Source organism: Psychrobacter sp. H27, assembly GCF_059072655.1.
The window spans coordinates 1,173,664-1,192,857 of record NZ_JCACRX010000001.1 but is presented as its reverse complement, the minus strand read 5'-3'; the positions used below and the strand labels follow the sequence as shown (position 1 = coordinate 1,192,857).

The following is a 19,194-nucleotide window of genomic DNA, read 5'->3' as shown; positions in this document are numbered from 1 at the left end:
TACGGTGTCTTTACTATAAGACTACTGCTATCAAACAAGTAATTGCTGTAAATCCATCACCGAAAACGGATAGTTTAATCGTCTAGATGGCGTCAAAATGACGGGAATAGTTGTGGCAAAATCCATCATAAGTGCCTCATCAAAGTCTGCAATATCGACATTATTGTAAGTGATCGGCTGTACCGCCTGAAACTGTACGAGTATTTGCTCAGCGATATCACATAAATGACACCCAGAGGTACCCAGTAGCCACCATTTATGACTGTTTTCAGCAGTCCCAAGGCTAGGGTGCTGTGCAATAACACGCGCTCGTAATATTTCTATACTATTATGTGAGTCGTTATGCGCGCTGTTATGCGAGTTATTATAGGAATTATTATTGTCGGACATGGTTATTCTCTTATCTTAATACTGGTTAAAAGGCGCCTACTCTTAGTACGTGCTGATAGCAAGCGCTGACAGTACCTGCTAGTAGTACGCGCTGAGCTAAAATTTAAAATACCCCAGTGATTATTACATCATAAAGAAGTGGGGTAAATAATGACAGCGATTGTGAGATTAGGTAAGATGACCTGCTATTGGTCATTATTGAAGACCAATAGCTGACTGCTAATGACTAAGAGCAAAAACAGACTTATGACGATGGGCTCGTCGCTGTTTCTTGGTCATCAATAGAGCGTTCATTTATTACTTTTTTAATCACTCGGATATCGCACATGACAAGTTTTGGCACATTTATCAAACGACTGTTATTGGCAATCATGTTATTACTCGTCGCCTTCCATGTCTTGGTCGCTGGGCTGTTATTAATCTGGAAAACTCAGCCGATCAATAACAGCATGTTTATGCTGACTCATCGTCTCACGGGTGGCACGGTGACGCAGACATGGGCTGAGTATGATGCTATTGCCAAGTCTGCCAAGCAAGCGGCAATCGTGAGTGAGGACTCGACGTTCAGTCAGCACAATGGCTTTGATATAAAAGGTATCAAGGCGGCACAAAAGAAAAACGAAGAGACTGGCACGACGTCTGCTGGTGGCTCAACTATTACGCAGCAACTGGCAAAAAACCTATTTTTGACCTCGCATCGCTCCTATGTCCGTAAAGCGGAAGAGGCTGTCATCACCATCATGATTGAAACGCTATGGGATAAGCAGCGTATTATGACCGCTTATCTTAACGTGGCAGAGTTCGGCAACGGCATCTATGGTATCGACGCGGCGGCGCATCATTATTTTGATAAGTCAGCCGCCAATCTGAATCGAGATGAGTCAGCGCTACTGATTGCCATGCTCACTAACCCAAAGTATTACGAGGACAACCAAGGAGATAGACGTCTGCGTAACAAACAGGCAATTATCAAGAAGCGAATGAAAAACGCTGCATTGCCGCAAGCGTCTTAGGAGTAAATTGGAAATAAATTAGGAATAAACAACCGTATTAGCCGAACTGTCATTACAGTCGTTTATATAGCAGTGTAAATCCATCGTAGACAGAGTAAAGCAGTAAGGGTGACGAAAAATAGAAGAGATATCGGTTAAAAATACAACAACAGCCGATGACCTTTAATAAGCCATTAGTTCAGTTGTATTGTGGGCGAGATGATTTTAGATAGACATAAGATGATGGCGTATCGATAACGCAAAAGGAGTAACAACGTGGTAGAGACAAACAACAATCAGGGTAGTGGTGATGCGAGCGAGATGATTGATGTCAATCATCACAGCGAAGATACGGGCGAAAATACAAATCAAGACATGAGTGTAAGCAGTCATCGTGAGGAACTAGCCGAAATAGAGTGGCAGCGCGCAGAAGATGGCAGCTATTCACCCAGCAGTTATATCAATCGAGATTTGTCTCTATTACAGTTCCATCTACGTGTGTTGGCACAGGCATCCAGTAGTCGCCACCCGTTGCTTGAGCGTTTGTTCTTTTTGATTATTTTTTCATCCAACCTCGATGAGTTCTTTGAGATTCGTGTCGCTGGTATCATGCAAAAGCTCAATATCGGTGATGTATCAACCAGCGCCCACGGTATGCGTCCAAGTGAGGTGCTAAACGAGATATCCATTATTACTCATGCTGCGATCAGTGAGCAGTACCGTATTCTTAATGAAGATATTTTGCCCGCACTTGCGCTCGAAGATATTCGCTATCTAAAGCGAGATGAGCTGAATGCTGAGCAGTCTGCTTGGATGAAGCGTTATTTTACTGAGCAAGTATTGCCTGTATTGACCCCCATCAGTATTGATCCTGCCCACCCATTCCCGCGCTTGGTTAATAAGAGCTTGAACTTTATCGCGACACTAGAGGGCAAGGATGCCTTTGGTCGTGATATTAACTTGGCGATTGTACCTGCACCTCGCAGTCTACCGCGTGTCATTCGTCTGCCTGATGAGCTGACTGGCGGTAAAGAACATCATGTGATGCTCTCCGCCATCATTCATGAGCATATCGGTGAGTTGTTCCCGGGTATGAGCGTGACCGGTTGTCATCAGTTCAGACTCACACGCAACGCCGATTTAGATTTGGCAGATGACGTTGAAGACATTGCCAAAGCACTAGAGGGTGAGCTTGAAAACCGCCGCTTTGGTGACAAGGTTCGTCTTGAGGTGACCACAAACTGTCCTGCCCATATTAGCGATTATTTACTCAATGAGTTTGAGTTGCATGACAATCAACTGTACCGTGTCAATGGTCCTGTCAATCTGACGCGTTTGCTTTTTGATTTTAATCTTCCTGCACTGCGCTATCAGCCGTTCACTCATGTCGTGCCAAAAGCATTCCGCCGAGAGATGGACAAGTCAGACAAGTCGACCAGTATGTTTGCTGCGCTGCGTAAGAGTGATGTGCTTGTGCATCATCCTTTTCATGCCTTCTCGCCCATTATCAACTTGCTCTGGCAAGCAGCGAGCGACCCCAAAGTGTTGGCGATTAAGCAGACACTATATCGTTCAGGTACCAATTCAGAAATTGTTAAGGCGCTAGCCGCGGCCGCCCGCAACGGCAAAGAAGTGACGGCTGTTATCGAGTTGCGTGCCCGTTTCGATGAGGCTTCTAATATTGCTGTTGCCAATTATTTGCAAGAGGCAGGGGCCGTTGTGGTTTATGGTATCGTCGGCTACAAGACTCATGCCAAACTCATGCTCATCGTACGCCGTGAAGAAGATCGAATCCGCCGCTATATACATTTAGGAACCGGTAACTATCATGCGGCTAACGCTAAAGTCTATACGGATTATGGCTTGTTCAGTGCTGACCCTGATATCTCAGAAGACGTACATAAGATTTTTCAAGAGCTAACAGGTATGGGTAAACCTGCCAATCTCAAAAAGCTGCTACATGCACCTTTTACCTTACATGACAAACTGATGAGCTTTATCGATGATGAGATCGCTCATGCCAAAGCAGGCAAGCGCGCTCATATCATCATCAAGGCAAACGCCCTGACTGAGCGTCGTCTTATCGATAAACTATATGACGCGTCGCAGGCAGGCGTCAAAATCGAGCTGATACTACGGTCTATGTGCTGTCTACGTCCGCAAGTAAAAGGGCTGTCTGAGAACATCACCGTACGCTCTGTTATTGGTCGGTTTTTGGAGCATACCCGTATCTATTATTTCTACAATGACGGTGACGAGCGTCTGTATTGTGGTAGTGCCGACTGGATGGATCGTAACTTGTTCCATAGAGTTGAGGTCGCATTCCCGATTGAAAATAGAAAGCTGTTTAAGCAGATTTATCAGGATGGGTTGATCAATTACTTACAAGACAATGTGCAAGCATGGACACTGAATGGCACAGGTGTATGGCAGCAGCGACAACCAGTGGCAGGCGAAGAGCCTCACGTCGCACAAGAGCAGTTATTGAAACTGATCAACCGTGTTGAAGAGTCTAACTAATTTGTCAAAATGCATTTAGCAGATTTTTAGCGCTTTAATTATCTATTTAATTAGCTATCCAAACAAGCACTGGTGAATACCGGTGCTTGGTTTTTTTGTGCTGACCAACTGGAAAAGTTACAAACTGTCTTGTAACCTCACATTTATTCACATATTGATACGGCAGTACACTGGTGCAATATACGTTGTCCTACTTATAATTAATCTCGATTATGACGCTATTTGGCATATCACTGATTGGCGTGCCGTTGATCCGTATGCTACTGCGTACTTATTCATCATTCAATCATATAGTGTCGTAAAGCTTCTAAAGTCATCTAATGACAAAGAAAATCTAACGACAAAGAACAGGGAATATATTATGAGCACTACAGACAATGACACCTCAGATATCAAAAAAGCGGTTGATCAAGTGAACAGTCAAGAAATAGAAAAGAACTTAGAAGACAGTAGTAAAACTGATGCTCCCGAGCAGCTAAGTGAAGAAGAGCAAACGCCTTTTATTGATGATGCATTACGTACCGATAAATAACAGTCCATATTGGCACTCAAACTAAAATACCAAATTAGCAACTAATAAATAATAATCGTGCGAGGGAGAGACCATGACGATTCAAGGACAGAAAGATACTGAAGAAAAAGTGGTTGTGGACGATCCAGCAGCAACAGTATCAGATAACCCTAAAGACAGTTACGAAGGACGCAAGCACGAGCCAGAAATAGATGGTCCTGAACAAGACTCTCAAGAGACTGACGAAATATACGCTGACCCACGTAAAGAAGAGAACTTACCGGCGGGTGGCAAAAACGTTGGAGAGTTGAATGCTCATGATTTAAGCAGAAAAGCCGACTGATAATCGCTATAAGTGGCATATTAAAATAGCCATAAAGGGCACATTAAGATTTTAGTAACACAAACGATAATTATAATAAGGACAAGACAATGGAAACCAGAGATCCCGCTTTAAGTAAAACTAAAATAGCAGAAACTGATACTCACGAAACACTAGATGATTCGCGAACAGTCGAAAATCACGATGAATTAGAAGAAAACGTTAGCGAAAATAAAGGCACTGATACGTTTGAAGAAGGTGTGGTAGCGTCTGAACATGTCAATAAAAATGATAATCCAGCACGTCAGCCTGATCGCCGTGATCAGCCAGGTAATGGTTTTGATGATAATATCAATGAAGAAACTGTCCGCAGTGAAGGGCCTGATAGCGATAAAATCAATAACATAAATCGCTATGCAAACATTGATAATGCCCAAACGCGCACTTTGAACCCTGATGATAAAGATTAGTTGCATTGAGAACTAGATGTACTCAGCAGGACCAAGTGAAGACAAATGGCGTCCATAACGCCATCGGTTGTATTTAACGTATCAAGCAAAACTACACTGAGCCGAAGATGTACTCAGCAACAAATAAAAATAATAGGGGATACCAATGACCAAATCACATGATGAGCATGCTACCGACGAATATAGTCTAAAAGATGCAGATGATAATAACGGTATCGTGCCAGACGACGCGCTACAGAAAGTAAATCCAGCAGCAGCAGACGAAGCAACTGGAGATCATGACCCGCACAATGTTGCCAAAAGCAACAAGCAATATGACAGCTCGCTTATGGAAGATAATAAATAGTACTAATAGCCAATACTAGCCTCGATATCAGCTTCAGTATTAGCATAAATAAAAAAGGCACTGCAATTAAAAGAGTCTATCACTCAAGCAATTGCAGTGCCTTTTTCTATGTCTGTTGCATATGGTAGTAACGAAATATTAGCGACAAGATATCGGTTATATAGGCATTTCTAGGCAGGCGTGCCACTATGAAAGCGCAGTTCAACATCAGGACTGTCTATCAGTTCAGCCTCTACCTCTTTAAAAAACGCAACCCGCTCATCGATATTATCCTCTGATAACGATTGAGCAAGCACAAGGTAGTCCTCGAAGTGACGGCTCTCTGACTTTAGTAAGTAACGGTAGTACTTTGCTAGGCGTTCATCATCGATAACCTCTGCTAATGCCGCAAAACGTTCGCAAGATCGCGCCTCGATAAATGCACCAATAATCAATACATCTACCATCGCTGCTGGCTCATAAGTGCGCTTGTGCTTTAGCATACCCTTGGCATAGCGACCAGCACTCAAGTATTTCCAGTCCTGACCACGCTCATTCATGATCCCCAATACTTGCTCATAGTGCAGCATCTCCTCACGTATGAGCTGAGCCAATTTACGCTGCAAGTCGTAGGAGAACTCATAACGAAATATTAAGTTCATCGCGGTACCAGCGGCCTTCTTTTCGCAGTTGGCATGATCTTGAATGATCAGTGGCAAGTTGTTAATGGCGGCATTAACCCAAGCTTGTGTGGTACGCGCACCTAAGAAGTTATAGACAGGAGATAGGTCTACTTTTATAGGAGTACGAAGATGCATGATATCGACACTGTCTTCCTCCATCTCGATATTGCCCTGTGCGATAACGTCTGTTTCGGAAACATCTGCTTTAGAGATACTGTGTTCAGCTGCTTCTTGAGAGCTATCATCATGAGCTTTGCATTTGTTAATCGTATCTGACGGCATTAATGTTGAGAGTTCTGGCTGGTTTGTGGTCATAGTATAAAAGAACTTTTTTATAAGTGTGGGTTTAGGACAACTGGTTGGCAAGCGCTTGCAACACGATTGATATTAACTTCTATCTACCAGTCTATGTATTGAATGATAGAGGGTATTTGAACACTACTTTACATAGTAATGGCTACTTACTATTCAGATGAAACTGAGCATTCACAAGTTCGTGTTGGGCAGTCATAGCCTCTATAGCTTACGCTCTGTGCGGTATCATTATTATACAACCTCAGTATTTATCTACTAAATGAGGATTGCTTGTTTATTTTATTATTTGATAGTAGGATGATATTCTGCTTTTTAGGCATAGTGTCTTACTATTAATGTTATTTAGTAGCGGGTAGCGAGCATTATAGCAATTGCTAATCCTGTATCAAAATATAAGATTTATACAGTCTTCCCTTATAAATGGTCGAAAATCCCTGCTACGATATTGAACATACATTATATGTTGGTATACGTATTGATTGCTAACTTGCATACACAGTCATTGGCAATACGTATTTTTCAACAGTGAACGTTATAACTTAGTATTACCACACCTCACAAACAAATAAGGATAACAACATGGGTCAGTCTTCTAACGCCAATCGTATTCAAAAAGGTATTCTTGCCATCGACCAGCAGTTGTATGACTTTATTGAGAATGAAGTGCTACCAAAAGTCGGTGTCGACTCAGACAGTTACTGGTCGGGCTTTGAAAAGGTTATTAAAGAATTCACACCACGTAACAAAGCGCTGCTTGCGACCCGAGACAAGATTCAAGCGCAGATTGACGAGTGGCACTTGCAAAACCCTGCCAAAGAGGGCGAGATCGATTACCCAGCTTACAAAGAATTCTTAAAAGAGATCGGTTATCTATTGCCAGAAGGCAATGACTTTACGGTCGATACAAAAAACGTCGATGATGAAATTGCTCATATTGCAGGTCCGCAGCTAGTTGTACCAGTACGTAACGCTCGTTACGCGCTTAACGCGACCAATGCACGTTGGGGCAGTCTGTATGATGCGTTGTACGGTACTGATGTGATCAGTGACGAAAATGGTCAAGAAGCAACAGGCAGCTACAACCCTACTCGCGGGGCAGCCGTTGTTGCCTATGCTAAGGCATTCTTGGATGAGCACTTTGCATTAGCATCAGGGTCATACAATGATGTGACTGGCTTTAAGGTGGTCGATGGTCAGCTTGAGGTTGTACAAGGCGATAGCACTACCGCGCTACAAGACACCAGTAAATTTGTTGGTTTCGTTGGTGACGCTGAAGCGCCTACGGGAGTTCTGTTAAAGAACAATGGCTTGCATGCTGAAATTCAGATTGATGCTAACCACCCAGTCGGCAAAGATGATCCAGCAAGTATCAAAGATGTACTACTTGAGTCAGCCATGACCGCGATTCAAGATTGTGAAGATTCAGTGGCTGCTGTAGATGCAGAAGAAAAAGTTGAAGTCTATCGTAACTGGCTTGGCTTAATGAATAGCGATCTACAAGAAACCTTCGAAAAAGGCGGTAAAACCCGTACTCGCAAACAAAACCCAGACCGTGAATACAATACACCAGATGGCGGTAAGCTTATCCTACCAGGTCGTTCGCTATTGCTAATTCGTAATGTCGGTCATTTGATGCAGAACCCTGCAATTTTAGTTGATTTGGGCGACGGTCAGGAGCAAGTGTTCGAGGGCTTGATGGATGGGTTAATCACGCCATTATTGACACTCAACGACATCAAAGGCAAAAACGAGCTATCAAACTCACGTCAAGGCTCTATGTATATTGTTAAACCAAAAATGCATGGCCCTGAAGAAGTTAAAATGGCCAACGATTTGTTTGATGCGTCGGAAGACTTGCTGGGTCTAGAGCGCAATACGCTCAAAATCGGTATCATGGACGAAGAGCGCCGTATGACGGTCAACCTAAAAGAAGCTATTCGCCAAGCGAAAGAGCGCGTTATCTTTATCAATACAGGATTCCTAGATCGTACTGGTGATGAGATGCACACCAGTATGAATGCAGGTCCATTTGTACCAAAAGGTGAGATGAAATCGCAAGCATGGCAACCAGCTTACGAGCAATGGAATGTGGATATCGGTCTAGAGACAGGTCTACAGGGACATGCTCAGATTGGTAAAGGTATGTGGGCGAAGCCTGATGAGATGAAAGAGATGATGGAGACTAAGGCGGCTCATCCTAAGTCTGGTGCCAGCACTGCTTGGGTACCATCACCAACAGGGGCTACCTTGCATAGCATCCACTATCATCAAGTCAGTGTAGCCGACGTACAAGACGATCTAAAATCACGTGAGCGCGCCAGCTTAGATGACATCTTGACTATTCCATTGGCAAAGAACACCAATTGGACTGACGAAGAGAAGCAGCAAGAGCTTGAAAACAATGCTCAAGGTATCTTGGGGTATGTTGTACGCTGGGTAAACCAAGGCGTTGGCTGCTCTAAAGTACCTGACATCAATGATGTCGGTCTAATGGAAGATCGCGCGACCTTGCGTATCTCTAGTCAACATATTGCCAATTGGTTGCATCATGGTGTCGTCAGCGAGCAGCAAGTGATGGATACCATGAAGCGCATGGCGAAAGTCGTTGATGAGCAAAATGCAGGCGATAGTGATTATCAGACAATGGCAGATAACTTTGATAGCTCTTATGCCTTCAAAGCAGCTTGTGATTTGGTATTTAAAGGTCGCGAGCAGCCTAGTGGTTATACTGAGCCACTATTGCATCAAGCGCGTCTTGATTTAAAAGCAGACGCTTAAGCTTTAAATTAGATATATCAAAACCTTCTAATACCTAAAGTATAGAGTCCAATATTGCTTATTTGTGACTATCAAATATGTCAAAAATAAGACAATAGACCTTCTATAAATGCTGATTATTTATCGATAATTAGCATTTATTACGGTTGATTTAGCCGTATTTATTAACATTGTTAGTAATGATATTAACCAATGAAAGCCCTATCTAATTGAGTAGATAGGGCTTTTTTTTGTGAGTGGCCAAAGTTTGATAGTGGTTATGTATTCGATACTGGATGTATCGAAAAAGCAAAAAAACATGTTGCAAATTATGTCAAAGTTGTTATGCTTGTATTCGAAGTATGAGTTTGGTAACGGATGTTACGCACGGAGCAATAAAAAATTAAGTTTACATGGCAGTTACGTTGTTTAATCCCAGTCATGTGAGTCATGGTTTTTTATCTTACTGTAATAGAAATTCGCCACACTTGTTTCTGACTAATCTCGGTAGCCAGTTACACATTATATCTTTGAGGATTTGTGACGATACCATTATGGGCGCCAGCTACTTATAGCTTGCTCATTACTACAATTGTAAAGTGGAGATACCCCATGAAAAAACTACTTTTAGCTACAGCAATCGCAGCCCTATCTGTATCTGCCGCACAAGCAGCACCTACCTTATATGGTAAAGCATTCGTTACTACTGACTACGTAAATGCTGAACTTGATCGTGAATCTATGGACGGCGATACTAGCATCAGTACAGATAGCGATTCAGTACAAATCAACTCAAACATCTCACGCCTTGGTTTTAAAGGTTCTGAAGCAATGACTGCTAACACTGATGTTATCTATCAGTTAGAGTATGGCATCAAGATTGATGATACTGGCGAAGACAACATCGCTTTCAAAAGCCGTGACACTTACCTTGGTCTAGTAAACAAAGACTTTGGTCAGTTCCGTTTTGGTCGTAACTACTCAGTATCTGATTACATCAACAACGTCACTGTTACTGAAGGTTACTGGGATAATATCGGTGTAAGTTCACTAAGTAGTGGTGATGTGGCTGAAGCTTTGACACTAACTGATGGCGGCCGTGTAAACAACTCTATCGTATGGATGGCTCCTAAATACAATGACCTACCATTAGAGCTAGCACTACAGTATGGCGCTGATGAGAGTTTTGTTGATGATAGCGATGATCGCAACAATGGCTATGGTGCATCATTGATGTACAACCCAGGTAACGGCTTCACTGCTGGTATCGCACTAGATGACGATATGAGTATCGATGGTGAGATCTTACGTGGTAGTGCGACTCTTGATTTGAGCAAGTATGTTGCTTATCCAGTAAAATTGGGTGCTTTATATCAGCAAGCTGATTATGATGGTTTAGACGAAGAAGACGGTTTAATCTTAAGTGCTGAAATGGGTCTTGCTAACTTTGCTCGTCCAGCAACTGTATACCTTCAGTACAACAAAACTGAAAACTTGAGTGGCCTTAACGGCAATGACTCAGACCAAGTTGTATTGGGTGGCACGTACTCTTTCAAAGACAACATGATTGCTCATGCTTATATCGGTCAAAACTCAGCTGACCTAGACAATGGTCTATTCATTGTAAGAGATGCTGAGACTGATCAAGTTGGTGACACGATTGCTGCACGTGGCGATGCTGATGTATTCGCTATCGGTGCTGGTCTAGAGTACTTATTCTAGTATCACACGTAAATAGATAGCATATAAAAACTCATCCTTCGGGGTGAGTTTTTTTTGTTCCATAATCAGTAGTGTGTTTTAAACAACAGCGTGTCTTAAATAACAGAATCCGTAAAATTAATAATAACATTTGTGTAAATTTTGGTTTTTTCACCTTACTGTAATATTTGGTTGGTAAAGTTGTGTCTAAGTAATGCTTCTAGCTCATATATATAAATGTTCTATAGGGTAGTCACCCAACCATTATATGTATCAGCCAATCTTAGCCAATTTATCACTCAAATCGTAAAGTGGAGATACCCTTTGAAAAAATTACTTTTAGCCTCGGCAATTGCAACGCTATCAGTTTCTGCCGCTCAGGCAGCGCCAACTGTCTATGGTAAAGCATTCGTGACTGCTAACTATGTCAATGCTGAACTTGACCGTCAGTCTATGGATCTACCTGGTGATACTATCAACGTCAACGAAGATAATAGTTCAGTTCAGGTCAATTCACATTCTTCACGTATAGGGTTCAAAGGGTCTGAAGCCATTACTGCCAATACTGATGTGATTTATCAACTAGAATATGGCATTAGCATTGATGACAGCGGTAGTAGCAACATTGGCTTCAAAAGCCGTGATACTTATCTCGGTCTAAAAAACAAAAACTATGGTCAGTTCCGCTTCGGTCGTAACTACTCAGTCTCTGACTACATCAACAACGTCACCGTAAACCAAGGCTATTGGGACAACATCGGCTCAAGCTCTCTTGATGAAGGGACATTGAGCGAAGCATTGACCCTTACTGATGGTGGTCGTATCAACAATTCTATCGTATGGATTGCACCGAAATACAATGGTTTACCGCTAGAGCTGTCTTTACAGTATGGTGCTGACGAGTCATTTGTCTCTGACAACGATGATCGTGACAGTGGCTTTGGCGCGTCTTTGATGTTTGACCCAGGTGCTGGTTTTACAGCTGGTGTGGCTTATGACAAAGACATGTCTGTCTCAGATGGTGGCGAAATTCTTCGCGGTACTACTAGTATCGATTTGAGCAAATATATGGCTTATCCAGTGACACTAGGTGCGCTATATCAGCAAGTAGATTTTGATCAGCAAGACGAAGAAGAGAAAGGATTGGTTGTCAGTGCTGAGATGGGTCTGACCAATTTTGCACGTCCTGCCTCTATTTATCTACAGTATGACAAGACCAAAAACCTAGCAGGTCTCGATGGTAATGATTCAGATCAGATTGTATTGGGTGGCAAATATATGTTTAAAGACAACATTATCGCTCATGCCTATATCGGTCAAAACTCTGCAGATCTAGATAATGGTCTCCTAGTGGTCAGAAACTACGACGACAATACTTCTGAAGAAGTTGTGGCACGCGGTGACGCAGATGTATTCGCTATCGGTGGCGGCTTAGAATACAAATTCTAGGATAGCTACTCTAGTATAGCTACTACGGTAAATATCGAAAAACTCATCCTTCGGGGTGGGTTTTTTGTTGTATGGCGTTTTAATAATAGAAAAATGTTTGTTACCTATACAAAAAAATAAGAGTTTCAGACAGTTTGCATTTTTGCCCTATATTTTATGGTGTATTTTTAGTAAAATCCTTCTTTACCAATTACCGACAGAGTACTATGACCAAGTTTATATTCGTGACCGGTGGGGTAGTGTCCTCACTAGGAAAAGGTATCACCGCAGCCTCTCTTGCAGCGGTATTAGAAGCACGTGGCGTGACCGTCACGATGACCAAAATGGATCCGTATATCAACGTCGATCCAGGTACGATGAGTCCGTTCCAGCATGGTGAAGTCTTCGTTACCGAAGATGGTGCAGAGACGGATTTGGATTTGGGTTATTACGAGCGCTTTTTACGTCATTCAAAAATGAGTAAGAGTAATAACTTCACCAGTGGTCGTATTTATCAAAACGTTCTAAATAAAGAGCGCCGCGGTGAGTACTTAGGCGGTACTGTACAGGTTATTCCGCATATCACTGACGAGATTAAGAGCAAAATTCTGGCTAGCGGCCAAGGGTATGATATCGCTATCATCGAGATTGGCGGTACGGTTGGTGATATCGAATCACTTCCCTTTATGGAAGCCGTACGTCAGATGCAAGTAGAGCTGGGGCGCAATCGCGCCATGCTAATGCATCTTACTCTAGTGCCGTATATTGCTAGCGCAGGTGAAACAAAAACCAAGCCGACACAGCATTCAGTAAAAGAGCTACGCTCTATTGGTCTACAGCCTGATATCCTAATCTGTCGCTCTGATCATCACATCTCTCAAGATAACCGCCGCAAGATTGCGCTATTTACTAACGTTGAAGAGCGCGCGGTTATTATGTGTGAAGATGCACAAAGTATCTATCAAATACCGCGTACGCTACACGAGCAAGACCTAGATGATCTTATCTGTGAGCGTTTTGGTTTGGATGTGCCTGAAGCTGATTTGAGCGATTGGGACAAGGTTGTCGAAGCACAGCTAAATCCTGAAGGTACATTGACGGTAGCTATGGTTGGTAAGTATGTTGAGCTTCCGGATGCCTATAAGTCTATCAATGAAGCCTTATTGCATGCAGGTATCACTCACAAAGTAGATGTCAAGATCGACTATATCGATGCTGAGCTCTTAGAAAGTGATGAGCAGTTATTTGCCCGTCTTAATGATGCCAATGCCATCTTGGTACCAGGCGGCTTTGGCGAGCGCGGTACGATGGGTAAGATAAAAGCCATCACTTATGCTCGCGAAAACAATGTACCGTATTTAGGTATTTGTCTTGGTATGCAACTGGCTGTCATTGAATACGCCCGCAACGTACTGAGTATCGACGCTAACTCTTCTGAGTTTGATCGTAAGACAGCTGAGCCAATCATTGGGCTTATCACCGAATGGTTAGATGAGCGCGGCGAGCTACAGATTCGTAGTGATGACTCAGACCTTGGCGGTACCATGCGTCTAGGCGCACAGCAAGCAGAACTCGTTCCTGGTAGTAAGCTTGCCCAGATCTACGGCGCTAACAACATCACTGAGCGTCATCGCCATCGCTACGAGATGAACAATCGCTATATCGAGCCATTAGAGCAATCAGGAATGACGATCTCTGGCTACTCTGCAAAGCAGCATTTGGTAGAGTCTGTTGAGATTAGCGAGCATCCATGGTTTGTCGCGGTGCAGTTCCATCCTGAGTTCACCAGCTCACCACGCGGTGGTCACCCACTGTTCAATAGCTTTGTAAAAGCAGCGAAAAACCATGGCGAAGCTAAATAGTGCTTGGCATGTAGTGTAAAGTAAAATCGCTATTCTTAAAAAGACTGATCTTCGGATCGGTCTTTTTTTTGCTCAGTGTTTTTGTTCAGTTCTCTTTGTTTAATGATAAGCAATGACAGTTCATGAGTCCTGTTGTCCTATCACGGTCTTAAAATACTCTCTATCGATAATGGCTAATTACGCTTACATACTTTTTTTAATTGGGCTATCGGTTACAATATGGGATAAGTAGATTAATAACAATATAAGAGGTAATGACTTTATGGAAAATTTATTGACAGCACAATCACATATCGCACTGAGCACGCCTACTGGCGGTACGATTAACATTGGTAACGACCAGCCTTTTGTATTATTTGGTGGTATGAACGTCTTAGAGTCTAAAGAGCTTGCATTCGAGATTGCAGAGAAGTATGTAGATATCTGCAAGCGTCTAGGTATCGGCTATGTGTTCAAAGCGAGCTTTGATAAAGCCAACCGCTCAAGCCTGCACTCATACCGAGGCCCTGGACTTGAGCAAGGAATTGATTGGTTAGGTCAAATAAAAGAAAAGTTCCAAGTACCCATCATTACCGATGTGCATGAACCGCATCAGGCCGCCCCAGTCGCTGAGGTCGCTGATATCATTCAGCTGCCAGCTTTTTTATCACGTCAGACGGACTTAGTCCATGCGATGGCAAAGACAGATGCGATTATCAATATCAAAAAGGCACAATTCTTGGCGCCGCATGAGATGCGCCATATCGTCAATAAGTGCTTAGAGGGTGGTAATGATAAGCTCATACTATGTGAGCGTGGTAGTGCCTTTGGTTATAATAACCTAGTCGTTGACATGCTTGGTTTTGATACCATGAAGCAGATGGATATCCCTGTATTCTTTGATGTGACGCACAGTTTGCAGCAGCCAGGTGCGCGTAGTGATAGTGCAGGCGGCCGCCGTGAGCAGATCACAACGCTTGCCCGTGCTGGTATGGCGACAGGATTGGCAGGGCTATTTTTGGAGGCGCATCCAAATCCAGAAATTGCAAAGTGTGATGGACCCTGTGCGCTGCGTATGAGCCAACTAGAGCCGTTCTTACGTCAGCTCAAGCAAATTGATGATTTGGTAAAAGGTTTTGATGTTTTGGATACTCATTGATATCGAAACAATAAGAGGGTTGTACCATGGCAATTCAAATGGCGAAAGTCAGTATCGAAAATATAAATGATGAGCAAGGTCTAGATAGCGTAATGACAGCGCTCAGAAATATCTCAGGCGTGATCAAGATAGATCTTGATCCTGCTCATGACGTCGCCATAGTGAGTTATGATGATACGGATACCAGTATCCATGCTCTGACAGCGGCAATCAGCATGGTGGACTATGTGACGCAGCCATTCCCTATTGAGGCACCGCAGAACCCGCACCATCACGACTAGTTTGTGTGCATTATTTTGTTTAAATGCACGGTTAGTCCTTGTCTGTTTAGTAGTGAAATATCGTGTCAGTAATAAAGTAACAACCAAACAGTCTTGTTAGTGAAAATGATAAAGTTTATGCTTATTTAACACCACTCTGATAGTGTTTCTAAAAACCTTATAGTGTCTCTAAAGATAGGTATCAAGAGTAAGCATTCGAGAGACAACGATTAGAGTCATTTTCACTATTAGCCATTTTTATTTATAAAAATAAGGAGCCTAATATGGCAGACCAAACACGTATTATTCAAATTGATGGTATGACTTGTGGCGGCTGTGTGGCAAGTGTACATGCGGCTACCGCTGACATTGACGGTTTAGATATCATCACAGTTGATTTGGCTGACAGCTTAGCCACGGTCACCTTTGATGATAGCAAAACCAGCGCAGAGACTATTGCCTCAGCTATCAGTGATGCTGGGTTTGAAGCAGCAGTTGCCAACTCGTAGATCATGTTATTTCCCAAAAAACCAGCTAACCTGTTATTACTAGCATGTTAGCTGGTTTTTTAATGGTGAGCATTTCTGAACTCAAAGCTGTGTTTCAGATTTCTTTAGCTGGCTGCTATTGATTAAATAATAGTGCTTCGTTTGAGTAGCTGGGTAATAATGACTGTCTACAACGTACTGTTTGAGGCTATTGCTGTATGTCTTTGCGTTATAGGAATAGACCCTAAACAGCACTTTTTATAATCATTGCTGTGCTTGTTTTATTTGAATATTTTATTAATCCACTGATATTGTATGATGGCGCTTATGTAGTTATAGGTGCTATGACGAGTTATTTCTATGAATAAGAACGCCCATACCGCCACTGAAGAGCCTTACGACGTCGATACTGACGTGGAGTCAAGCACATCGATCACGCCGCAACGTGCCCATCTACAATTAGCCATTGATGGTATGACGTGTCAGGCCTGCGCGTCACGAATTGAAAAGGTGCTTAACAAGAAACCGTCGGTCTACGAGGCGAGCGTGAGTTTTGCTAGTGAGACTGCCAATGTAGACTATGATCCAGCTGAGACGACACCTGAACAAGTGACAGAATGGGTGCACAAAACGGGATTTGTCGCCAACCTACAAGCCAGCGATAGCTTATTTGCACAGACAGATGAGGATACGGCAACTGAGTATCCATGGCGTTTAATTGGATTGTGGATTTGTCTGATACCATTTTTGGTTGGTATGGCAGGCATGCTGACAGGTTCTGGCATGGCGTGGATGCCACCTATCTGGGTTCAGTTTATCTTAGCAACGATTGTGCAGTTTGGCTTTGCGCTACCGTTCTACAAAAGTGCTTGGGCATCGATCAAAGGTGGTCTTGCCAATATGGATGTACTGGTAGTTATTGGTACTGTCACAATATGGGCGTATTCGACTTACCTTTGGCTCACGCATGGCGATGGTACTTTAAGTAGCCTATTGCAAAGTGGGCATCTGGGCGGACACGGTGCGAGTAATAGCCCAGCCGTATATTTTGAAGCAGGGGTGATGGTCATTGCCTTTGTCCGTACAGGTAAATATCTTGAGGAACGTACCAAGAAGCACAGCCTAAACAGTATTGATTTATTATTGTCATTGACACCTGATGAAGTAGAGCAGCAGCAACCAAATGGTGAATTTCATAATATTGGGTTATCTGATGTGCAAATGGATGACGTCCTACGTGCTAAGCAAGGCAGCCGTGTCGCTACTGACGGCACCGTGATATCCGGTAGTGGCTGGTGTGTGGAGAGTCATCTAACGGGTGAATCAGTAGCGCTCAAAAAAGAGCAGGGTGATGAGTTGCTAGCAGGTGCATTGGTAGAGAATGGCAGCTTGCTCTATCGCGTTAGTGCCAAGGGCAGTGACACAAAGCTTGGTGATATGGTAAGAGCATTAAGTGATGCACAAGGTTCAAAAGCCAACTTAGCTCGTCTTGCTGATCGAGTGACCGCAGTATTTGTTCCAATCGTGGTTGCTATTGCGTTGATTACTTTTGGAGTCACGTGGTGGCTAACAGGCATGATTGACACTGCATTGATGCATGCAGTATCGGTATTGGTTATTGCGTGCCCTTGTGCCCTTGGCCTAGCCACACCAGCGGCTATCATGGCTGGTATGGGTGTGGCGGCGCGTCATGGCGTATGGTTTAAAGATGCACAAAGTTTAGAGGCTGCAGGCGATATTGACACAGTGGTACTTGATAAAACGGGTACATTGACCATCGGTAGACCGACTATCGTCGATCATGTCATGGTAGATCGATCGCTTGCTGTTGATGATGTGTTGCAGATCGCTGCCAGTGTCGAGGCGCATGCCAGTCATCCATTAGCGACAGCGTTAGTCAATACAGCCAAAGCCCGTCAGCTGTCACTATTCGATGTGACCGACATCAGTGTTGTAAAAGGTGCTGGCATACAGGCAAATATCGAAGGGCTTGGGCTGATAAAAATTGGTACGCCAGAGTTTGCTAACTTAACGTTACCTAAACTGATGCCAAAGGTCTGGCAAATTGCCAGTACGGTTGCAATCAGTATTAACGATGAGCCGTTAGGGGCATTCGCTCTCGCTGACGACTTAAAAGCAGATACGCCGCAGGCAATCACTGCGCTACAAGATGCGGGTATCAATGTGATTTTGATGAGTGGTGATAAGCAATCTGTCGTCGATCATGTGGCAGCACAGCTTGGCATCGACAACGCTTATGGCAAGATGAGTCCACGTGACAAGGCTAGCCAAATTGCACGGTTGCAAACTGCTGGTCATAAAGTAACCATGGCAGGAGATGGGGTTAACGATGCGCCAGCGATGGCGACCGCTGATGCCAGCTTTGCTATGTTCGAGGGGACGGACGTGGCGCAGCACAGCGCCTCTGCACGATTGATGGGTGAGTCGCTCATGCATATCGATGCGGCACAAAAAGTCGCTCAAGCAACACTACGCAATATCAAACAGAATCTATTTTTTGCTTTTGTTTATAATTGTCTTGGTATTCCGCTTGCTGCACTTGGGTTTTTGAATCCAATGATTGCCGCCGCTGCTATGGCGATGAGCTCCATCTCTGTCTTAATGAATGCACTACGGTTGACACGTTTTCAGACAGCCGTTGAGCTTGAGCAGGTAGTACCCGTTTCCCCTACGGACAAAGACCCTTTAATAAAAACATAAGCATAAGTAAAAGTGTTGGCTTGGCTGTAGGGTTGTATGAATACAGACCGAAACATTATAGTAGATATGCTTATCTCCGATTATATTTATGACCGCAAGTCAGTGTAAGATAAGGGAAGTTTGGTAAAATATATGCTATGATGCCAAGCACTATAGCCAACCATTAACGCGCTCAAAAAACCTGTCATTACTATGTCAGTATAGTTATATGACATATAGGGTTAGAGTGTTCTTGGTGTATGTGCTATATGATATTTTGCTTTATCTTTTTTGTATTCTAGTTGCCGTTATTTATCTCACAAACTTGGCAT

General features: G+C 43.3%; 16 protein-coding genes. 14 read left to right on the top strand and 2 right to left on the bottom strand.

Translation table 11 applies throughout. The features are described 5' to 3' along the window. Positions 1-30: 30 nt before the first annotated feature. Positions 31-390, bottom strand: a complete 360-nt coding sequence (locus AC5JPY_RS04665) for a glutaredoxin family protein (RefSeq protein WP_493852237.1) — start codon at positions 388-390, stop codon at positions 31-33. A gap of 326 nt (positions 391-716) precedes the next feature. Between AC5JPY_RS04665 and mtgA the strand changes: the two genes are divergently transcribed. The 6 genes from mtgA to AC5JPY_RS04635 all read left to right on the top strand — a co-directional run bounded on the left by mtgA (position 717) and on the right by AC5JPY_RS04635 (position 5,551). Continuing rightward, positions 717-1,403 carry a monofunctional biosynthetic peptidoglycan transglycosylase gene (mtgA, locus tag AC5JPY_RS04660; protein WP_443525961.1) on the top strand — a complete coding sequence of 229 codons (687 nt, stop codon included), beginning with the start codon at positions 717-719 and terminating at the stop codon, positions 1,401-1,403. A 354-nt stretch (positions 1,404-1,757) separates the two neighbouring features. Further along, entirely contained in the window at positions 1,758-3,902 is a 2,145-nt protein-coding gene (ppk1, locus tag AC5JPY_RS04655; protein WP_493852727.1) for a polyphosphate kinase 1, read from the top strand. 361 nt (positions 3,903-4,263) lie between these two features. Then, positions 4,264-4,434, top strand: coding sequence for a hypothetical protein (locus AC5JPY_RS04650; protein WP_493852236.1), 171 nt, complete (start codon positions 4,264-4,266; stop codon positions 4,432-4,434). A gap of 73 nt (positions 4,435-4,507) precedes the next feature. Beyond that, positions 4,508-4,756, top strand: a complete 249-nt coding sequence (locus AC5JPY_RS04645; protein WP_493852235.1) for a hypothetical protein — start codon at positions 4,508-4,510, stop codon at positions 4,754-4,756. Positions 4,757-4,845: 89 nt separating this feature from the next. Next, positions 4,846-5,205: a hypothetical protein gene (locus AC5JPY_RS04640; protein WP_493852234.1), complete on the top strand. Its 360-nt coding sequence runs from the start codon at positions 4,846-4,848 to the stop codon at positions 5,203-5,205. 145 nt (positions 5,206-5,350) lie between these two features. Then, complete coding sequence (locus tag AC5JPY_RS04635; protein ID WP_493852233.1) at positions 5,351-5,551, top strand: hypothetical protein; 201 nt, start codon at positions 5,351-5,353, stop codon at positions 5,549-5,551. A 170-nt stretch (positions 5,552-5,721) separates the two neighbouring features. On the opposite strand, the gene AC5JPY_RS04630 is transcribed toward AC5JPY_RS04635, so the two are convergent. Beyond that, the gene (locus tag AC5JPY_RS04630) at positions 5,722-6,372 is read right to left on the bottom strand and encodes a MiaE family protein (RefSeq protein ID WP_493852726.1); all 651 of its coding nucleotides are present in this window, start codon (positions 6,370-6,372) and stop codon (positions 5,722-5,724) included. Between the two features lie 735 nt (positions 6,373-7,107). On the opposite strand from AC5JPY_RS04630, the gene AC5JPY_RS04625 reads away from it, so the two are divergent. From AC5JPY_RS04625 to AC5JPY_RS04590, 8 genes are all read left to right on the top strand, one after another. Next, positions 7,108-9,306 carry a malate synthase G gene (locus AC5JPY_RS04625; protein WP_493852232.1) on the top strand — a complete coding sequence of 733 codons (2,199 nt, stop codon included), beginning with the start codon at positions 7,108-7,110 and terminating at the stop codon, positions 9,304-9,306. 591 nt (positions 9,307-9,897) lie between these two features. Then, complete coding sequence (locus AC5JPY_RS04620; RefSeq protein WP_493852231.1) at positions 9,898-11,007, top strand: porin; 1,110 nt, start codon at positions 9,898-9,900, stop codon at positions 11,005-11,007. A gap of 303 nt (positions 11,008-11,310) precedes the next feature. Beyond that, entirely contained in the window at positions 11,311-12,435 is a 1,125-nt protein-coding gene (locus AC5JPY_RS04615; RefSeq protein WP_493852230.1) for a porin, read from the top strand. A gap of 206 nt (positions 12,436-12,641) precedes the next feature. Further along, positions 12,642-14,276, top strand: coding sequence for a CTP synthase (gene pyrG / locus AC5JPY_RS04610; protein ID WP_493852229.1), 1,635 nt, complete (start codon positions 12,642-12,644; stop codon positions 14,274-14,276). 262 nt (positions 14,277-14,538) lie between these two features. Next, the gene (gene kdsA / locus AC5JPY_RS04605; protein ID WP_493852228.1) at positions 14,539-15,414 is read left to right on the top strand and encodes a 3-deoxy-8-phosphooctulonate synthase; all 876 of its coding nucleotides are present in this window, start codon (positions 14,539-14,541) and stop codon (positions 15,412-15,414) included. 26 nt (positions 15,415-15,440) lie between these two features. Beyond that, the gene (locus AC5JPY_RS04600) at positions 15,441-15,695 is read left to right on the top strand and encodes a heavy-metal-associated domain-containing protein (protein ID WP_493852227.1); all 255 of its coding nucleotides are present in this window, start codon (positions 15,441-15,443) and stop codon (positions 15,693-15,695) included. 263 nt (positions 15,696-15,958) lie between these two features. Continuing rightward, a complete protein-coding gene (locus AC5JPY_RS04595) occupies positions 15,959-16,183 on the top strand; it encodes a heavy-metal-associated domain-containing protein (protein WP_443525980.1) in 225 nt (74 codons plus the stop codon). Between the two features lie 339 nt (positions 16,184-16,522). Next, on the top strand, positions 16,523-18,883 hold the full coding sequence (locus AC5JPY_RS04590) for a heavy metal translocating P-type ATPase (RefSeq protein ID WP_493852226.1): 2,361 nt from the start codon (positions 16,523-16,525) through the stop codon (positions 18,881-18,883). Positions 18,884-19,194 lie beyond the last annotated feature (311 nt).

Bases quoted from the DNA above. Each gene is read 5' to 3' on its own strand.
- AC5JPY_RS04665 (WP_493852237.1), bottom strand. From the start codon at position 390: ATGTCCGACAATAATAATTCCTATAATAACTCGCATAACAGCGCGCAT.
- mtgA (WP_443525961.1), top strand. From the start codon at position 717: ATGACAAGTTTTGGCACATTTATCAAACGACTGTTATTGGCAATCATG.
- ppk1 (WP_493852727.1), top strand. From the start codon at position 1,758: ATGAGTGTAAGCAGTCATCGTGAGGAACTAGCCGAAATAGAGTGGCAG.
- AC5JPY_RS04650 (WP_493852236.1), top strand. From the start codon at position 4,264: ATGAGCACTACAGACAATGACACCTCAGATATCAAAAAAGCGGTTGAT.
- AC5JPY_RS04645 (WP_493852235.1), top strand. From the start codon at position 4,508: ATGACGATTCAAGGACAGAAAGATACTGAAGAAAAAGTGGTTGTGGAC.
- AC5JPY_RS04640 (WP_493852234.1), top strand. From the start codon at position 4,846: ATGGAAACCAGAGATCCCGCTTTAAGTAAAACTAAAATAGCAGAAACT.
- AC5JPY_RS04635 (WP_493852233.1), top strand. From the start codon at position 5,351: ATGACCAAATCACATGATGAGCATGCTACCGACGAATATAGTCTAAAA.
- AC5JPY_RS04630 (WP_493852726.1), bottom strand. From the start codon at position 6,372: ATGGAGGAAGACAGTGTCGATATCATGCATCTTCGTACTCCTATAAAA.
- AC5JPY_RS04625 (WP_493852232.1), top strand. From the start codon at position 7,108: ATGGGTCAGTCTTCTAACGCCAATCGTATTCAAAAAGGTATTCTTGCC.
- AC5JPY_RS04620 (WP_493852231.1), top strand. From the start codon at position 9,898: ATGAAAAAACTACTTTTAGCTACAGCAATCGCAGCCCTATCTGTATCT.
- pyrG (WP_493852229.1), top strand. From the start codon at position 12,642: ATGACCAAGTTTATATTCGTGACCGGTGGGGTAGTGTCCTCACTAGGA.
- kdsA (WP_493852228.1), top strand. From the start codon at position 14,539: ATGGAAAATTTATTGACAGCACAATCACATATCGCACTGAGCACGCCT.
- AC5JPY_RS04600 (WP_493852227.1), top strand. From the start codon at position 15,441: ATGGCAATTCAAATGGCGAAAGTCAGTATCGAAAATATAAATGATGAG.
- AC5JPY_RS04595 (WP_443525980.1), top strand. From the start codon at position 15,959: ATGGCAGACCAAACACGTATTATTCAAATTGATGGTATGACTTGTGGC.
- AC5JPY_RS04590 (WP_493852226.1), top strand. From the start codon at position 16,523: ATGAATAAGAACGCCCATACCGCCACTGAAGAGCCTTACGACGTCGAT.